Annotated in this window: 18 protein-coding genes and 1 other RNA gene; 10 read left to right on the forward strand and 9 right to left on the reverse strand. The window is 55.2% G+C overall.

The window, feature by feature from the left end; genetic code table 11:
• Positions 1-5: 5 nt before the first annotated feature.
• Both ACVB80_RS15630 and ACVB80_RS15635 read right to left on the reverse strand, forming a co-directional pair.
• Positions 6-266, reverse strand: a complete 261-nt coding sequence (locus ACVB80_RS15630) for a hypothetical protein (RefSeq protein ID WP_481082213.1) — start codon at positions 264-266, stop codon at positions 6-8.
• Positions 267-387: 121 nt separating this feature from the next.
• Positions 388-648, reverse strand: coding sequence for an FAD assembly factor SdhE (locus tag ACVB80_RS15635; protein WP_481082214.1), 261 nt, complete (start codon positions 646-648; stop codon positions 388-390).
• A 231-nt stretch (positions 649-879) separates the two neighbouring features.
• On the opposite strand from ACVB80_RS15635, the gene ygfZ reads away from it, so the two are divergent.
• The 3 genes from ygfZ to ACVB80_RS15650 all read left to right on the forward strand — a co-directional run bounded on the left by ygfZ (position 880) and on the right by ACVB80_RS15650 (position 3,158).
• Entirely contained in the window at positions 880-1,842 is a 963-nt protein-coding gene (ygfZ, locus tag ACVB80_RS15640) for a tRNA-modifying protein YgfZ (RefSeq protein ID WP_481082215.1), read from the forward strand.
• Positions 1,835-2,308 carry an aminoacyl-tRNA deacylase gene (locus ACVB80_RS15645; RefSeq protein ID WP_481082216.1) on the forward strand — a complete coding sequence of 158 codons (474 nt, stop codon included), beginning with the start codon at positions 1,835-1,837 and terminating at the stop codon, positions 2,306-2,308. The genes ygfZ and ACVB80_RS15645 overlap by 8 nt, the downstream gene beginning before the upstream one ends.
• Before the next feature lie 640 nt (positions 2,309-2,948).
• Entirely contained in the window at positions 2,949-3,158 is a 210-nt protein-coding gene (locus ACVB80_RS15650; RefSeq protein WP_481082217.1) for a DUF1107 domain-containing protein, read from the forward strand.
• Between the two features lie 79 nt (positions 3,159-3,237).
• Here the strand turns inward: ACVB80_RS15650 and ACVB80_RS15655 are convergent, their stop codons facing one another.
• Genes ACVB80_RS15655 through ACVB80_RS15665 form a run of 3 tightly spaced genes read right to left on the reverse strand, consistent with a single transcriptional unit; the run spans position 3,238 to position 6,241 of the window.
• Positions 3,238-4,461 (reverse strand): FAD-dependent 2-octaprenylphenol hydroxylase, encoded by a 1,224-nt coding sequence (locus ACVB80_RS15655; protein ID WP_481082218.1) that lies wholly within the window; start codon positions 4,459-4,461, stop codon positions 3,238-3,240.
• A 1-nt stretch (position 4,462) separates the two neighbouring features.
• A complete protein-coding gene (gene ubiH / locus ACVB80_RS15660; protein ID WP_481082219.1) occupies positions 4,463-5,635 on the reverse strand; it encodes a 2-octaprenyl-6-methoxyphenyl hydroxylase in 1,173 nt (390 codons plus the stop codon).
• 36 nt (positions 5,636-5,671) lie between these two features.
• Positions 5,672-6,241: a YecA/YgfB family protein gene (locus ACVB80_RS15665; protein ID WP_481082220.1), complete on the reverse strand. Its 570-nt coding sequence runs from the start codon at positions 6,239-6,241 to the stop codon at positions 5,672-5,674.
• Positions 6,242-6,472: 231 nt separating this feature from the next.
• Between ACVB80_RS15665 and zapA the strand changes: the two genes are divergently transcribed.
• From zapA to serA, 5 genes are all read left to right on the forward strand, one after another.
• On the forward strand, positions 6,473-6,772 hold the full coding sequence (zapA, locus tag ACVB80_RS15670) for a cell division protein ZapA (protein WP_481082221.1): 300 nt from the start codon (positions 6,473-6,475) through the stop codon (positions 6,770-6,772).
• A gap of 7 nt (positions 6,773-6,779) precedes the next feature.
• Positions 6,780-6,963: non-coding RNA, 6S RNA (gene ssrS, locus ACVB80_RS15675), on the forward strand.
• A gap of 17 nt (positions 6,964-6,980) precedes the next feature.
• A complete protein-coding gene (locus tag ACVB80_RS15680) occupies positions 6,981-7,574 on the forward strand; it encodes a 5-formyltetrahydrofolate cyclo-ligase (protein ID WP_481082272.1) in 594 nt (197 codons plus the stop codon).
• A gap of 41 nt (positions 7,575-7,615) precedes the next feature.
• The gene (gene rpiA, locus ACVB80_RS15685) at positions 7,616-8,272 is read left to right on the forward strand and encodes a ribose-5-phosphate isomerase RpiA (RefSeq protein WP_481082222.1); all 657 of its coding nucleotides are present in this window, start codon (positions 7,616-7,618) and stop codon (positions 8,270-8,272) included.
• A 305-nt stretch (positions 8,273-8,577) separates the two neighbouring features.
• Complete coding sequence (gene serA, locus ACVB80_RS15690; RefSeq protein WP_481082223.1) at positions 8,578-9,807, forward strand: phosphoglycerate dehydrogenase; 1,230 nt, start codon at positions 8,578-8,580, stop codon at positions 9,805-9,807.
• Between the two features lie 80 nt (positions 9,808-9,887).
• Here serA and ACVB80_RS15695 read toward each other — a convergent pair whose 3' ends face one another.
• From ACVB80_RS15695 to ACVB80_RS15705, 3 genes are all read right to left on the reverse strand, one after another.
• Positions 9,888-11,759: a methyl-accepting chemotaxis protein gene (locus ACVB80_RS15695; RefSeq protein ID WP_481082224.1), complete on the reverse strand. Its 1,872-nt coding sequence runs from the start codon at positions 11,757-11,759 to the stop codon at positions 9,888-9,890.
• A gap of 172 nt (positions 11,760-11,931) precedes the next feature.
• On the reverse strand, positions 11,932-12,624 hold the full coding sequence (locus tag ACVB80_RS15700; RefSeq protein WP_481082273.1) for an oxidative stress defense protein: 693 nt from the start codon (positions 12,622-12,624) through the stop codon (positions 11,932-11,934).
• An 83-nt stretch (positions 12,625-12,707) separates the two neighbouring features.
• Positions 12,708-13,601, reverse strand: a complete 894-nt coding sequence (locus ACVB80_RS15705) for a LysR family transcriptional regulator ArgP (RefSeq protein ID WP_481082225.1) — start codon at positions 13,599-13,601, stop codon at positions 12,708-12,710.
• A gap of 253 nt (positions 13,602-13,854) precedes the next feature.
• Here ACVB80_RS15705 and ACVB80_RS15710 point away from each other — a divergent pair, with 253 nt between their 5' ends.
• Positions 13,855-14,487 (forward strand): LysE/ArgO family amino acid transporter, encoded by a 633-nt coding sequence (locus ACVB80_RS15710; protein ID WP_481082226.1) that lies wholly within the window; start codon positions 13,855-13,857, stop codon positions 14,485-14,487.
• On the forward strand, positions 14,484-14,975 hold the full coding sequence (locus ACVB80_RS15715) for a YbaK/EbsC family protein (protein WP_481082227.1): 492 nt from the start codon (positions 14,484-14,486) through the stop codon (positions 14,973-14,975). The genes ACVB80_RS15710 and ACVB80_RS15715 overlap by 4 nt, the downstream gene beginning before the upstream one ends.
• Positions 14,976-15,043: 68 nt before the next feature.
• Here the strand turns inward: ACVB80_RS15715 and mscS are convergent, their stop codons facing one another.
• Positions 15,044-15,907: a small-conductance mechanosensitive channel MscS gene (gene mscS / locus ACVB80_RS15720; protein ID WP_481082228.1), complete on the reverse strand. Its 864-nt coding sequence runs from the start codon at positions 15,905-15,907 to the stop codon at positions 15,044-15,046.
• Positions 15,908-15,914 lie beyond the last annotated feature (7 nt).

Consider the following 15,914-nt stretch of genomic DNA (forward strand, 5'->3'; position numbering starts at 1 on the left):
CCTCTTTAAAGAGCGCTGCGGCGCTCTTTTTTATTACTCAGCATATACAGCAGCAGACGATAGCTGCTTTCACTGCAGCTGCGTCGCCAGACCACAAACACCCGCCCGCAGTGGCAGCGGATCAGTACCACAACCGGGGCCAACAGGGTAACCGCACCGGACAGCGCAAAACGCCTGTGGCGGTACTCAAGCACTCCATCACTGAACACCAGCAGCGGAAAACGGGGATCCGGGCAGTCCGGGGAACGATATATCACAGGTAACAAAGTAGCAGCTGCTGATAAAGAGATAACCAGCGGAAGCCATGAACAGGCTAGCGCCCAAATCGTCAGTGTAAAGCCGGACAAGCTGAGGAGATGGGCACAGAAATGAACAGAAAGGCTGAGGTTAGCGCACCTTACTGAGGTTGTGGGCAACGATCTTGTCCACCATTTTGGCGTGACCCAGGTTTTCACTGCGGCCGTGGCCCATCACCCAGGTAAACAGGTCCGGGTCATCGCACTGAAGCAGGGAAACAAAGTCCTGCTGCTCCTGCTCTGCCAGGCCGTCAAAACACTCTTCAAAAAACGGCATGATCACCACATCAAGCTCCAGCATACCGCGGCGGCAGGCCCATTTGATGCGGGCTTTTTCTTCAGCTGAGTACATCTCTTTTCCTCTTGTTTTATTTTTATACCAATCCTGACTGGTATGATTATGGCGGCAGTGTAGCAGGCAACTTTCCCCTCAGCTATCAGATCTGTCACACTCTGTGGCACACGCCGGTATCGGGTGTTTGCCGGGTCATCCGGACCTCCGGAACAGCCCGCCATCAGGGCTGACAAACTGTTCACCAGGGTTTAACATACCAGCCATTCCAAACAATTCAGGTTTATGACTATGTCTTCACAGGCCACTCCAACATTTTCACTGGCGTCAGACGCCCGCCTTCCGTCTCTTGCGGTCTGTCCGCTCAAGAGCTGGTCAGCGATCACTCTAAGCGGTGATGACCGTAAATCTTACCTGCAGGGTCAGGTGACCTGTGACGTGGTATCCCTTGAGCCACACCAGTCCACCCTGGGCGCACACTGTGACGCCAAAGGCAAAGTCTGGAACGTGTTCCGCCTGTTTCACCACGGTGACCGCTATGCCATGGTGCAGCATGCCAGCGCTACTGAAGTCGCCCTGCGCGAGCTGAAGAAATACGCGGTATTTTCCAAAGTCGATATTGAACAGGCAGAAGCGGCGCTGTACGGCGTGGCCGGTGAACAGGCGCAGGAATGGCTGTCACAGTGGTTTGATACCTCTGCTGATGTGGCAAGCAGTGAGTTCGGCACCGCGGTAAAAGTCGCAGACCAGCGCTGGCTGCTGCTGACCGAAGACGACGCATTTGCACAGGCGCTCGACGCCGGCAACACTGCGCTGACGGATGAGTCACTGTGGGACCTGCTCGATATCCGGGATGCCCTGCCGCGGGCGGACGCTGCCAGCCAGGCGCAGCATATCCCGCAGGCGTTCAACCTGCAGGCCATTGGCGGGGTCAGCTTCAGCAAAGGCTGTTACACCGGCCAGGAGACTGTCGCCCGTGCCAAATACCGTGGTATGAACAAGCGTGCCCTGTTTAAAGTCTCCGGTCCGCTGGACGCACCGCTGAGCGAAGACACCGCCATTGAGCGTGCCGTGGGCGATAACTGGCGCAGTGCAGGCAGCCTGCTGGCCCGGTTTACCTTCAGTGATAACCAGGGTTGTGGCCTTATCATCCTGCCAAACGATCTGGAAGAGGGGACTCAGCTTCGCCTGGCAGACCAGCCGGAGCATATCTGGCACATTGAGCCACTGCCATACGGTCTGGATGATGAGTAACCCGGACTCGCGTGTCGCCGCGTACCTGAGTGAACAGGGCATCGCACACCGCCTCCTGCCCCATACCACTCCGGCCACCAGTATCGAAGATGCCGCGCAGCAGCGCGGTATTCGCCCGGCCCAAATGGTTAAATCCATCGGTCTGCGGGATATGGATGGCAACTACGCGCTGGCCTGCGTACCCGGACACCTTCAGGCTGACCCGAAAAAAGTCCGCGCCCTGCGCCAGAGCAGGCGCATGACCTGCCTGACCCAGACCGAGCTGACCGATATCACCGGTTATCAGCCGGGCTGCGTCACGCCCTTGCTGCTGGCTACCCCGATGCCGGTCTACTTTGACACCCGGTTGCTCAGCGAGCCCGAAATCACCATCAGCAGCGGCCACAATATGGCGGGCATCGCCCTGAGCTGCGACGATCTGATCAGGTTGTGCCAGCCGGTCATCGCCGATATCGTCAGAGAATAACGCACCAGACACAGGCGGGAGACGGGAAAAGCGGAACAACCACTCCCGTAGTTCGCGCCCTCAACGTGACTCCGGTCACACTTTATTTCCAGCTTTCATCACAGACCATCTTATAAATTCGATCCCGGTCAAATTACCCGGCCCGTCCAGATAAATTTATATGTAATATCTATGAATAAATAGTCACTGGTATGTTTTTAGGGTAAGTTGAATACGGAGCTGCCGGACAGGGTACCGTCTGGCGGCGAAAGTCCGGCTTTGCCAGCTGCTTTGCGGCCGGTGGCAAAGAAGGACTTTTGAATCCACTTTTTGTGTAATACATCTGTGACTATTGGCCCGTCTCTGAACGGGCATTTTTTTACTTTTTAATTGCAGAACAGTTACAGACGCAATCGTTTGTGCCAGGCTTATACATACCGTCAATCGGCCATAACTATGCGCTGGTTACGAAATGAACTTTAGCAGCTGCTAAATGAGGAGTTGGTCACACGATTTAGGGGATTATTTCGCATACTTGTTGTGCCCAGCACAAATATCTAAATACAAGACAAAATACTACACATTACCCCAATCCAGTCACACTAATGTCACGGCAGATTACCTATAATCTGTCCCGCAAAAAGAAAAAAGGATTTAAGGTATGAGACTGTTTAAGCGCTACACACCTAACATGATTGCCAAGCACGTCAGCAGGCTTTTTAAGGGAAGAATTTACATTCACGGAGTCGGAGGATTCGAGTTCGATAACGGGAAACTGAAGTTGCCGGCCAAGGCAGAGCAGCGTCATTTCAAAGCAGTAAAAGAGATTAATAAAGAGATCACCCGTTTGAAGCTCGCCTACGCAGCTTAAACAACCAGGAATGACAACCTGGAATAAATTTCAAAAAAGAGGGCGGATGCAATGCATCCGCCCTCTTTTTATCCCGTTATCAGAGCGCTCCTGGTTCCGGTTTTGCCAGCTCAGGCAACTCACCGGCCAGGCCCAGCGCCCGGCGCATGACCTGTTGTTTTGCGCCCGGCAGTTTATCTGCCAGCGACAGCCCCACGCCACGAACCAGTTTCTTAAGCGGGTTATCCCCGTCAAACAGATCACGGAAAGCCTGCATGGCAGCGATCATCTTCGCTGCTTCCGCCTTACGCCAGCGCTCGTATTCACGCAGATTGCGCCGGCTGCCGATATCTTCCCCGGCGTGCCACTTCTCCAGCACACACTGCGCCAGTGAGGCGGCGTCAAGCAGGCCAAGATTTACCCCCTGCCCGGCCAGCGGGTGAATGGTATGGGCCGCATCCCCCGCCAGAGCAATACGCTCAGCGGCAAAATCCCGCGCGTAACGCATTCTGAGCGGAAACGCCTGACGCTCACCTTTCACTTCCACCCGTCCAAGACGGGCGTCAAAGGCCACCATCAGCGCCTTATTGAAGGCCTCTTCATCTGCATCGACCAGCTGCTGCGCACGGAGCGGGTCTGTCGACCAGACAATCGAACACAGGTGAGGATCACCCAGCGGCAAAAAGGCCAGCGGCCCCTGTGGGGTAAAGATCTGCCTTGCTGTCTGCTGATGCGACCGCTCACAGCGAACATTTGCCACAATCGCGCTGTGGCCGTAGTCGCGGTGAGTGAGTGGAATATCGGCCTGTTGACGCAGCCATGAATTGGCTCCGTCTGCTCCCACCACCAGTTTGGCAGTCAGACCGGCTCCCGATTCCAGCATCAGCCAGGCTTCGCTCTCACCGATATTGAGCGACTGACAGCGTTGCGACTCAAACAGGGTCACGCTGTCGAGCTTTTCAGCCTGCTCCCACAGCGCCAGCTGGATCACCCGGTTTTCCACGATATGGCCGAGGTCAGGCTGACACAGCTGCTCTGCGCTGAAATCAATCCCGCCAAAACTGTCCTGTTCCCAGACTTCCATCGCCTGGTATGGCGCCATGCGCCGCTGTTCAATTCCGTGCCAGGCGTCCAGATTACGCAGGATCTGCTCACTGGCCCGGCTCAGCGCCGATACCCGGATATCCGGCAGCTCACCCAGCTCCGGCTCCGGACGCTGACGTTCCACCACGGCTACCCGCAGATCCTGGCGGCCCAGCGCAACGGCGGTGGCAAGCCCCACCATACCGCCGCCAATAATCACTACATCAAAGCTCTGTATCATCTTATCGCTCTACCATTCCCATCGTGCGTTGCATCAGAGGCAGTTTCAGGCCCTGGCAGCTGTCGAGTGCCATCAGGCCAAGGTTGCGCGGCAGGGCCAGCGACAAATCCTGGCTGGAAAACAGGGTCACCAGACCGGACGTCATGCCCATGGTCAGGTTACGGTCCTGCTCACGCCGGTCACGGTATGCAGCGGTCACTGCATAGCTGCCGCAGTCGTCCTGGCACTCTGCCAGGGTATCGCACAGGCTCATCACATCACGGATGCCCAGGTTAAAGCCCTGCCCCGCGATCGGGTGCAGGGTCTGAGCGGCATTGCCCACCGCCACAATACGGTGCCCGGCTACATCCGGGCGGTATCTGAGCAGCAGCGGATAGCTGGCCCGGCTGCCACTCTGGGTAATGCGCCCGAGTCGCCAGCCAAAAGCCTGTTGCAGCTCATTGATAAATGCACCATCTTCCATAGCCAGCAGCTGCCCGGCCCGGTCAGGAGAGACGCACCATACCAGCGACATACGCTGATCCGACATCGGCAGCAGCGCCACCGGCCCGGAAGGGGTGAAGCGTTCAAAAGCCCGGTTATGATGAGGAGATTCGCAGCGCACGTTAGCAATCACCGCCACCTGACCAAAATCGTGCTCCGCCAGGGTCAGCCCTGCCTCACGACAACAGAGGGAGTCCGCACCATCTGCCGCTACAACCAGCCTGGCGTTCAGGACTTCACCGCTGCCAAGGGTCAGGCAGACGCGTTCCGGCTCCTGCACCAGCTGCGTTACGCTGTCCGGGCAGTAGTAATCAATTCCGGCCTGCTGCAGCCGGCGGTGATATCCCCGGCCTATATCTGCCAGTTCCACCACATAACCCAGCGCATCCGCGCCCACAGACTCCGGCGTCAGCTCCGCCATACCGGCGTGGCCACGGTCAGAAACGTGAATATGCTCTATTGCCGTAGCGCCGGGGGCAATATCTTCCCACAAGCCGGCCTTTTTAAGCAGCCGGACACTGCCGTAGCTGAGCGCGATCGCGCGCGAATCAAAGCCCGGGTGAGACTTGTTCTCCGGCTGAAAACTTTCGACAACGGCGAGTGATAAACCGGGACGAACCTGCGCCAGGGTCAGCGCCAGCGTCGCCCCCGCCATCGCGCCGCCGGCAATGACAAGATCGTATGACTTCATGCTCTTCCTGATGAGTGCCTGATAAATCTTAACCGCTTAATGAATGGTCGGCTTATCCTGAGGTCTGGCTTTCGCGCCCAGCTCCAGATGCACCGTCATCACGCACACTTTAATGTGCTCAATCACCTGCTCCATCAGCTGCGCCTGCTCTTCCAGATCATCATCTTCATCGATGCCAAGTCGGGCGATCTCTTCCAGATCGGCCAGAACTTCTTTTACGTCTTCCGGCGCTTTATCCAGCTGTGCATCCACCAGACCAAGGCCGGAGATAAAGTGATTGACCCACTCAGATACGCCATCAGCCAGACCAAACAGGTCCGCCTGCTCATCGGCCAGCAGCAGGGTCAGTTCAAAATGCTGTTTACCCAGCTCGTCTGCGGTGACTTTCAGCATCTGACCTGCGGTTTCCGTCACAGCCACCGGCCATGACATACCATCGTTGGTGTAATCGGCCAGCAGAAGCTGCCAGCGGGTATCGTCTGCCGCCAGGCCACCGCTCAGCATTCCGGTAAGAAGGCCGTGCAGTTCGGCCGGAGTCACTGCCAGCTGAGCCTGTTGCAGCTGACCGGCAAGCGCCTGAAAATCAGGCAGGGTAAGTTTGCTCATGATAAGTCGTTGTTCTGAAAATGATGCTCTCATGCTACCACTTAGCCGGTATAGCTGGAATCAAATCTGCTCAGCAATTGGGCAAAGTGCCGTTTTTCCGCCGGGCTTGCCTGACAATTGAGCAAAGCGTGAGTGAAAAGCTTGAATCTTAAAACGGCATTTTCTATAGTCTCACTCTCGGTAGTGAATGCTGTTACTTACCGACGTTACGAGGATACAAGAGTTTATTCCATGAGCACTCAAGCGGTCGAAGTCGAAATCTTAGGAAAACTGACGCGGGTTAACTGCCCGGCAGGCGAAGAGCAGGCCCTGATCTCAGCGGCCAAAGACCTGGATTCGCGCTTGAAGGAGATGTCAGAAAAAACTAAAGTTACTCATACAGAGAAACTTCTGACGATCGCCGCGCTTAACGTCTGTTATGAACTGCAGCTTTCAAAAAGACAAACCGATGGCCAGAATCATCAGATCAGCGAGCGAATGGATAAGCTCACCAGCGCGCTGGAAAGTGCGTTAGACAAGCTGGGCCGGTAGAAACAGTTTTACCCTGGGGTGTGCGTCAGCGGATTTAAGTCCCTGAGCCGATAAGCAATACCAAAGGGTTAGTTGTTGATAACTATTGAGCATGCCCGGCATGTACCGGGAAGCCTGCGGTTATCACTGCTGATCCGCCTTGAACCAGCTGGTTCAAGGGCCACAATCCTCAACGGCACCCTGGGGTACCCTCTTCATGCAATCAGACCTGCATACATCAAGACAGCAAATCCGCAGCCAGATGCGTCATGCCCGGCGGGCACTGAGCGATGAACAGCAGGCGCAGGCCGCCACTGACATTGTCCGCCACGCAGAGGCGCTGCTGCCACAAAAGCGGCTGACCATCGCCCTCTATCTCAGCAATGACGGCGAACTCAGCACCACTCCACTGATTGAAAAGCTGTGGCAGCTTGGCCACCGGGTGGTCCTGCCGGTTTTGCACCCTTTCTCCAAAGGCCATCTGCTGTTTCTGCGCTATACCCCGGACTCCCCGATGCAGCAGAACCGCTATGGTATATCAGAGCCAAAACTGGCATCTCATCAGGTTATCCCACTGGCGGAAATCGACCTTATCCTGACTCCGCTGGTCGCCTTCGACCCGTCCGGAAACCGCCTTGGAATGGGCGGCGGATATTACGACCGCACCCTGGCGGGCTGGAGCCAAATACGCCCGGACGGACAAGCCATTGGCCTCGCCCATGATTGCCAGCAAGTGGCCGCCCTGCCTTGTGAAAGCTGGGACGTACCCTTGCATAAAATTTTGACGCCGGGCAAAGTCTGGCAATGGGAATCTCCTGATTAACAGGCTATAATCGCGCCGCAACTTACCCTCAGGAGACAGACATGACGCAAGATGAAATGAAAAAAGCCGCTGGTTGGGCAGCGCTTAAATATGTAGAAGAAGGCAGCATCGTAGGCGTGGGCACCGGTTCTACCGTTAATCACTTCATCGACGCGCTGGGTTCAGTCAAAGACGACATCAAAGGTGCAGTATCAAGCTCTGAAGCTTCAACTGAGAAGCTGAAAGGCCTGGGCATTGAAGTCTTTGATGCAAACGAAGTCGCTAAGCTGGACGTATACGTTGATGGCGCAGACGAGATCAACGCGACCCGCGACATGATCAAAGGCGGCGGCGCGGCACTGACCCGCGAGAAAATCGTTGCAGCTATCGCAGACAAATTTATCTGTATCGTTGACGGCACCAAAGCAGTTGACGTACTGGGCCAGTTCCCGCTTCCGGTAGAAGTGATCCCGATGGCACGCTCATACGTTGCCCGTGAACTGGTGAAACTGGGCGGTGACCCGGCCTACCGTGAAGGCGTGATCACAGACAACGGTAACGTGATCCTGGACGTACACGGCCTGCAGATCACCGACGCAAAAGCACTGGAAGACAAAATCAACGGCATCGCTGGTGTGGTAACCGTTGGTCTGTTCGCTCACCGTGGTGCTGACGTGGTGATCACAGGTACACCGGAAGGCGCTAAGATCGAAGAGTGATCCACCGGTAAGTTTCGCTCACGAAACTGTTATTTGCTTTCAAACGGCGCCTGATGGCGCCGTTTTTTATTGGTTAAGACGAAAAATTATTCAATATTCCGTAATTTTCTTACCCATCCCAGTTTTTTTTTGATACTTTATTGAACAACGCACATGGAAACCTCTCTTCAGCGTTGACCTTATCTTCCGCTCCGGGCGACGATTAGTTCAGGGAACTTATCCAGTAAGAACAATCAGATAGTCGTCGTGCTAACCGTCCGGACCGGCAGATTGCTTCTCTTGTTTTATGTTAAGGATGATAAGCGATGAGCAAAGTATCACTGGACAAAGAAAAAATTAAAATCCTGCTGCTGGAAGGGCTGCACCCTTCAACAGTAGAAGTTCTGCAGGCGGCCGGGTACACCAATATCGAGTACCACAAAGGCTCCCTGTCCGGTGATGAGCTGATCGAAGCGGTCAGGGACTGTCACTTTATCGGTATCCGTTCACGCACCAACCTGACCGAAGAGGTCTTCGCGGCGGCAGAAAAGCTGGCGGCGGTAGGCTGTTTCTGTATCGGTACCAACCAGGTGGAACTCGGCGCGGCGGCCAAACGCGGTATCCCGGTGTTCAACGCTCCGTTCTCAAACACCCGCAGTGTGGCTGAGCTGGTACTGGGTCAGATCCTGCTGCTGCTGCGCGGTATTCCGGAAAAGAACGCCCTGGCGCACCGCGGTATCTGGAAGAAGAGCGCAGACAACTCTTACGAGGCGCGTGGTAAGCGCCTTGGTATCATCGGCTACGGCCATATCGGCACCCAGCTGGGTATCATCGCTGAAAACCTCGGTATGCGGGTGTACTACTACGACATAGAGAACAAACTGTCGCTGGGTAACGCTACCCAGGTTCACACCATGAGCGAACTGCTGAACAAGTGTGATGTGATCACCCTGCACGTACCGGAAACCCCGGAAACCAAAAACATGATGGGTGAAGCGGAATTTGCCCGCATGAAACCTGGCGCGGTATTTATCAACGCCGCCCGCGGTACGGTAGTCGACATCCCATCCCTCTGTCACGCGCTGGAGTCGGGCCATATTGCTGGTGCTGCGGTGGACGTATTCCCGGTTGAGCCGAAAACCAACGCGGATGCGTTTGAGTCTCCGCTGATGAAGTACGACAACGTGATCCTGACGCCACACATCGGTGGCTCGACCCAGGAAGCACAGGAAAACATCGGTGTGGAAGTTGCCGGCAAGCTGATCAAGTACTCTGACAACGGCTCTACCCTGTCGAGCGTTAACTTCCCTGAGGTGGCGCTGCCTGAGCACCGCGATACTTCGCGCCTGCTGCACATTCACCACAACCGCCCGGGTATCCTGACTCAGATCAACACCATCTTCGCCAATGAAGGGATCAACATCGCCGGTCAGTATCTGCAGACTACCGCTGAAATGGGTTACGTGGTGATCGACGTGGAATCTGACCGCTCTGAAGAAGCGCTGGAAAAACTCAAGCAGATCGAAGGCACCATCCGCGCCCGTATCCTTCACTAAACGCAGCTTCATTCGGGACAATACAACAAAGGGCAGCCACACAGGCTGCCCTTTTTATATCTTTAACCCTGAAAATGCAGTTACAGGATAAAAGTCGATACCTGCTGATTCAGGTCGTTCGCCCGGCCCTTCAGGCCATGCGCCTGCTGAAGATCCCGCTCAGCTGCAGAGGTGATGTCATCGGTGACGCTCTTGATCTCTGTGGTATTACGGGTGATCTCATCGGTCACCTGGGTCTGCTCTTCAGCTGCGGTGGCGATCTGACCTGCCATGTCTGAGATCATAGCGATCGCATTGGTGATCTCCTCCAGTGCGCGTACCGCCGCATCGGCGTCTTCAACACTGTTGGTTGCCAGCCCCTGACTCGATTCCATCAGCTGCACCGCGCTGGTGGTGGTCTGCTGCAGGGTCTCAATCGTAGACTGGATCTCAAGGGTAGACTCATGGGTACGGTGGCTCAGCACCCGTACTTCGTCTGCTACCACCGCAAAGCCACGGCCCTGCTCACCGGCACGGGCAGCTTCAATCGCGGCGTTCAGCGCCAGCAGGTTGGTCTGCTCAGCGATGCCCTGAATGGTAGACAGGATCCCTGAGATGGACTGAGCGTGCTGGCTCAGCTCTTCAATCACGACGGTCGCTTCACCGACTTCGTTGGCCAGGTTGTTGATCGAACTGCGGGTCTGGTTCACCAGCGCTTTACCGTCTTCACTGCTTTGCGCCGACTGCTGGGCAGCGGTCGCAGTATTTTCAGCGTTGTTGGCGATCTCCTGAGTGGCGCTCGCCATCTCAGTCACCGCAGTCGCAACCATGGTTACTTCCTGCTGCTGACGCTGCAGTTCACTCACCGCGCTCTCGTTGGTCACCAGACTGCGCTCAGCATCGCCATCCAGCTCAACCGCCAGTTTACGGATATGCGAGATAAGCTGATGCTGGCTGCTGACAAAGCGGTTAAAGCTGTCTGCCAGCTCGCCAACTTCATCCTTAGCCGTCACTTCGATGCGCTGAGTCAGGTCACCACTGCCGTCAGCGATCTTAGCCAGTGCCTGCGATACACGGCCAAGCGGACCAAGCAGCATGGTGATCAGCCAGGAAATGGCTGCCAGGCTCACCACCAGCACCACCAGTGCCATGATCAGCTGACTGGTCAGCAGGGAGGTCAGGGGCGCTTCAAGGGTCTGCTTATCCAGCAGAAGCACCAGTTGCCAGTCGGTATCCGGGATCGCGCCGGCCCAGGTCAGCTTGTCACGCTTTGCTGCTTCAAAATGAATAGGAGTCAGCTCCTGACGGCCCAGCATGCTCTGGATCATCGCCGGTGTCAGATCGTTATCAATCTCGTGGGCCGGTTTCATCGCTTTATCAGTGTCTTTATAAGCGATCACAGTACCGTCTTTGTCCACCAGCAGGGCAAAACCATCCGCTGGCAGGGTCATTTCAGTCACGTCTTTTACCAGCGAAGCAATCGACAGGTCACCACCCACCACACCGCCTGGTGTTGGCTGGGCCAGGGTCACTACCATCACGTTGTACGCCACATCAAAGTATGGCTTGGTCAGGATCTGTGAACCCTGCTGCATCGCCTGCTTATACCATGGGCGCTGACGCGGATCATAGCCGGTACGGTCGATGGAAGGATCAGAGTCGTGCATCTGACCGTTGCTTTCGCCGAAGTAGGTCAGCTGGTAGTCACCGGATACCTGCGCCTGCTGCAGCGCATCAAGCGGCTCTGAATCCGCTTTATCTGCCAGGCCGCGGATCACCGATTTACGGGCTTTCAGCCAGTCACTGATGGCGGTGGTTTTCTGCATACCCAAGCGGTGAACCTGCTCGGTACTCTCTTCAAGCAGCATGTCTTCCTGAGCACTGTAACTGCGCCAGGACAGCAGCGTAATCACCACTGTCAGTGCCAGGGCGGCAGACAGCAGGATCTTAAGTTTTAAGGATAAGTTTTTCATTATTTTACGTCTTAACTGAAAATGGAAAAGTCAGGGGATGAGCCCAAAAGAAAAGGCGCTTTATTATCAAAAGCGCCTTTACATAAGTACATAAAATAACAAGTCATTTATCAAAAGATGAGATCCCGGTCAGACTTTACATTCTGACCTGGCTATTTCTTGCCCTGCCTGGTCAGTCTTTGAGCTTGTACGTCACGCTGACCTGGTCACGAATAGTGATCTGAGAATCCTGATAACTGTCTGCTACGGCTTCAGCCTGCAGCGAAGCACGCTTGAGTACCGGGCCCGGGGTACGGTTGCGATATTCGATCTGCCATACCCCGTTGAGCTCCATATCGAAACCTTTTGCCAGCGATTCTGCTTTCTGCCTTGCATCCTGTACCGCCGCCAGACGGGCTTTCTGAACATACTCTTCCGGATTCTTCACTTTCAGCTCGATATTGCTGATGATGTTGATCCCGTCACCCAGAGCCCCTTCCAGATACTTGTTGAGGTTGGCAAGGTCTTCAATGGTGACCGTGACACTGCGCGACGCCCGGTAACCCACCAGCTCCGCCTGGCCGCTTTTCGGATAGTGGTACTGGGGAGACAGGTAAAGGTTAGTGCTGACAATGCTTTCACGGCTGACACCTTCAGAGCCCAGACGGGTAACAAATGCTGCGACCGCTTTATCCACGGCCTGCTTGGCCTGCTCAGCGGTCAGCATGGTCTCTTCAACTTCAACGTTGATCACCGCGATATCGGGAACCGCGGTGACTTCTCCGTAGCCCGTGGTCGACAGGTGGGGAAACTCCGGTACGGCAGCACCGGCGGGAAAAACGCAAACTGCGCTGAGCAAAAGCGCAGCCAAACCTGGTAATTTCATCATTCAGCTCCTTAGCCAATTTCCCCTATCTTAGACCCTGCCGAATAATTGTGCGGCACCGGGGCTGATAATTGACAGAACTTTTACTGAGGCAAATGAGCACGGGCATGGCTGATGATCGACTGAGAGATCTCTTTCAGCACCCCGCTCTCAAGCTGCCAGTGGTGCCAGTACATTCGGTGTGACAGAAAGAATCCCGGGGTAACATCGATCAGCAGTCCCTGATCCAGTTCAGCTTCGATTTGCTGACGCGGGATCAGACAGTAAGCCACACCATCCAGCGCCAGTTTAACGAACGCCTCCGAGCTGCGCACCGTGTGTTTCAGCACGCTGCCATAAGGCAGGTTAAAATGCTGGTGGACAAATCGCTCATGCATATTGTCATACTGGTCAAATGCCACCGCCGGGGCTTTTTGCAGAGAGTCCCTGTCTACCCCCTCAGGAAAGTAGTGATCGCGGAACGAAGGGCTGGCGACACACAGGTAATCCACCCTGCCTAGATAATCGGCATCACAGCCAGACATGGGCTGGGATTCAAGGCTGATTGCGCCCACTACTTCTCCGCTGCGCAGCTTCTCAATCGTCCGGCCTTCATCATCGACCATCAGATTCAGCGCGACCCGCTTCTGTTTGAGCAGCTCACTCAGGCTCGGCAGCAGCCAGGTCGCCAGGCTGTCGGCGTTGGTCGCCAGGCTCACTGACAGCGGCCGCTCATCATCCGGGTTGAGCTCTGGCAGCAACTCCTGCTCCAGCAGGCAGACCCGGCGGTAGAGGGCCAGCAGCTTCTGCCCGGCAAGGGTCGCTCTCGGCGGTTGCTCACGCACCAGCACCGGCTGCGCCAGCCATTTCTCCAGCTGCTTTATCCGCTGCGAAACCGCCGACTGGGAGATGCACAGCCGCTCTGCTGCCCGCTCAAACCCTCTCAGATCAATCACGCAATCCAGCGCCTCTATCCAGCGGTAATCCAGTCCTCTCATTCCCCTCTCCTTTCGGCTTATTTTCCGTTTTTCCCCGTGAACCACGAACCACGAACCACGAACCACGAACCACGAACCACGAACCACGAACCACGAACCACGAACCACGAACCACGAACCACGAACCACGAACCACGAACCATCATAAGCTTAACTTATGATACATTAAAATTATTAGATTAATTTATTTCGTTATCCCGGTTAACCTTGCGACCTGTTCTTTTTGCTCACATTTTTTAGTAAGGGTATTGCCGTGAACTTCTGGGTTCTGTTACAAGGTTTTGGTTTGGGTGCGACGATGATTATTCCAATCGGCGCCCAGAATGCGTATGTGTTAAATCAGGGAATTAAGCGTAATCATCACCTGACGACGGCAACCATCTGCAGCCTGCTGGACATGTTTTTTATCTCGCTGGGTATATTTGGCGGCGGCGCGGTGCTGTCTCAAAACGAAGTACTGCTGACCGCGGTAACCCTGGGCGGTATCGCCTTTCTGACCGGCTATGGCCTGCTGTCACTGCGCAGCGCATTTAAACCGGCCCGGGAAGCGGAATCTGAAAACCAGGTAACCGCCCGTGGTAAACGTGCGGTGATTCTGGGTGCACTGGCAGTAACGGTACTCAACCCGCACCTGTATCTGGATACGGTGGTGATCCTGGGCTCTATCGGCGGCCAGTTTGAAGGCCACGACCGGATTGCGTTTGCCATCGGCACCATTCTGGCTTCTTTTGCCTGGTTCTACAGTCTGTCTCTTGGCGCGGCCAAACTGGGACCGACCCTGTCGAAGCCAAACGTTAAACGTGGTATTGATATCGCAGTCGCGACAATGATGTTCGCCATTGCCTTCTTCCTTGCCAAAGAGCTGTGGGTGCAATACATGCTATGAGTGATGTTCTGGAAAGCCTGTTTCGTTTTAACCAGTCCCTGCTGGAGCGGCTCAATGTGCCGTATCAGCATTGGCAGCATGAACCTATTCTCGACTTCGAAACCGACATCAGGGTGGCGGCGCAACTTGGCTGGACGGGTACCCACAGCAAGAGCCTGTTTCTGAAAATCAAAGGGGGCGGCTTTGCCCTCTACCTGACCGACAAAGACAGCCGGCTCGACAGCAAAGCAATTAAAACCACGCTTGGTAAACGGGTCTCCATCTGCAGCGATGAAGAGATGACCGCCGCCACCGGCTGCATCCCTGGTGCCCTGTGTCCGTTTGGTCTGGATGAGTCCGTCATCCTGCTGGCAGATAAAAAGCTGCTGGATGAGGAGCATACACAGCTGCTCTATACCCCGGGTCACCCGGAAAGCACGTTTGGTTTTGAGTCTGCCCGCCTGGCCGACATTCTCGACAGCCTGCCAAACCCGGTTATCTGGCTGTAACAGCATCCTCCAGGTATAAAAAAGCGCCGTCTGAAACGGCGCTTTTTTGATTCAGAACTCCGGAGAGCTTAATCGACCTTGTTCAGGTGCACATCCATTTGCGGGAACGGGATTTCAATACCTTCCGCATCCAGACGCTCTTTGATCGCCTGCAGCGAGTCAAAGTATACGTTCCAGTAGTCTGAAGTTTTCACCCATGGGCGTACCACAAAGTTCACGGAGGAGTCCGCCAGTGCCACAACACCGATGGTTGGCTCAGGTGATTTCAGAATGCGCTCATCTGCTGCCAGTACTTCAGAGATAACCTGTTTGGTCTTTTTCAGGTCTGCGTTGTAAGAGACACCGATAACGTGGTCGATACGGCGGGTTTCATGGCGGGAATAGTTAGTGATAGGGCTGCCGATCACCGATGAGTTGGGTACCACCACCATCTTGTTATCCGGGGTCGTCAGGATAGTCTGGAAGATCTGGATTGACTCAACCGAACCGGCCACACCGCCGATCTCTACATAGTCACCAGACTTAAACGGACGGAACGCCACGATCAGTACACCAGCGGCAAAGTTAGACAGCGATCCCTGCAGGGCCAGGCCGATAGCCAGGCCGGCGGCACCGATTACAGCGACCACTGAAGCAGTCTGTACACCAACCCGGCTCAGAGCCGCGATCAGAACGATCACAAACAGGGTGTAACGGACGATGCCATGAATAAATTCGACGACGGCTTTATCCATCTGGCGCTTTTTAAGCACCTTAGCCACACTGCCGGCCACCATTTTGACCACCAGGTTACCAAAGAACAGGATCAGCAGCGCGGAGATGATGTTCACCCCGTACTGAATCAGCAGGTCCGAGTTATCGGCTACCCAGTTACTCAGCTTGCTGACATTTTCTCCCAGTTCGATATCCGCAAGCGGATTTTCATTTGCCATAGACTTT

It is taken from the genome of Vibrio sp. 9-16B-A1, assembly GCF_056726165.1.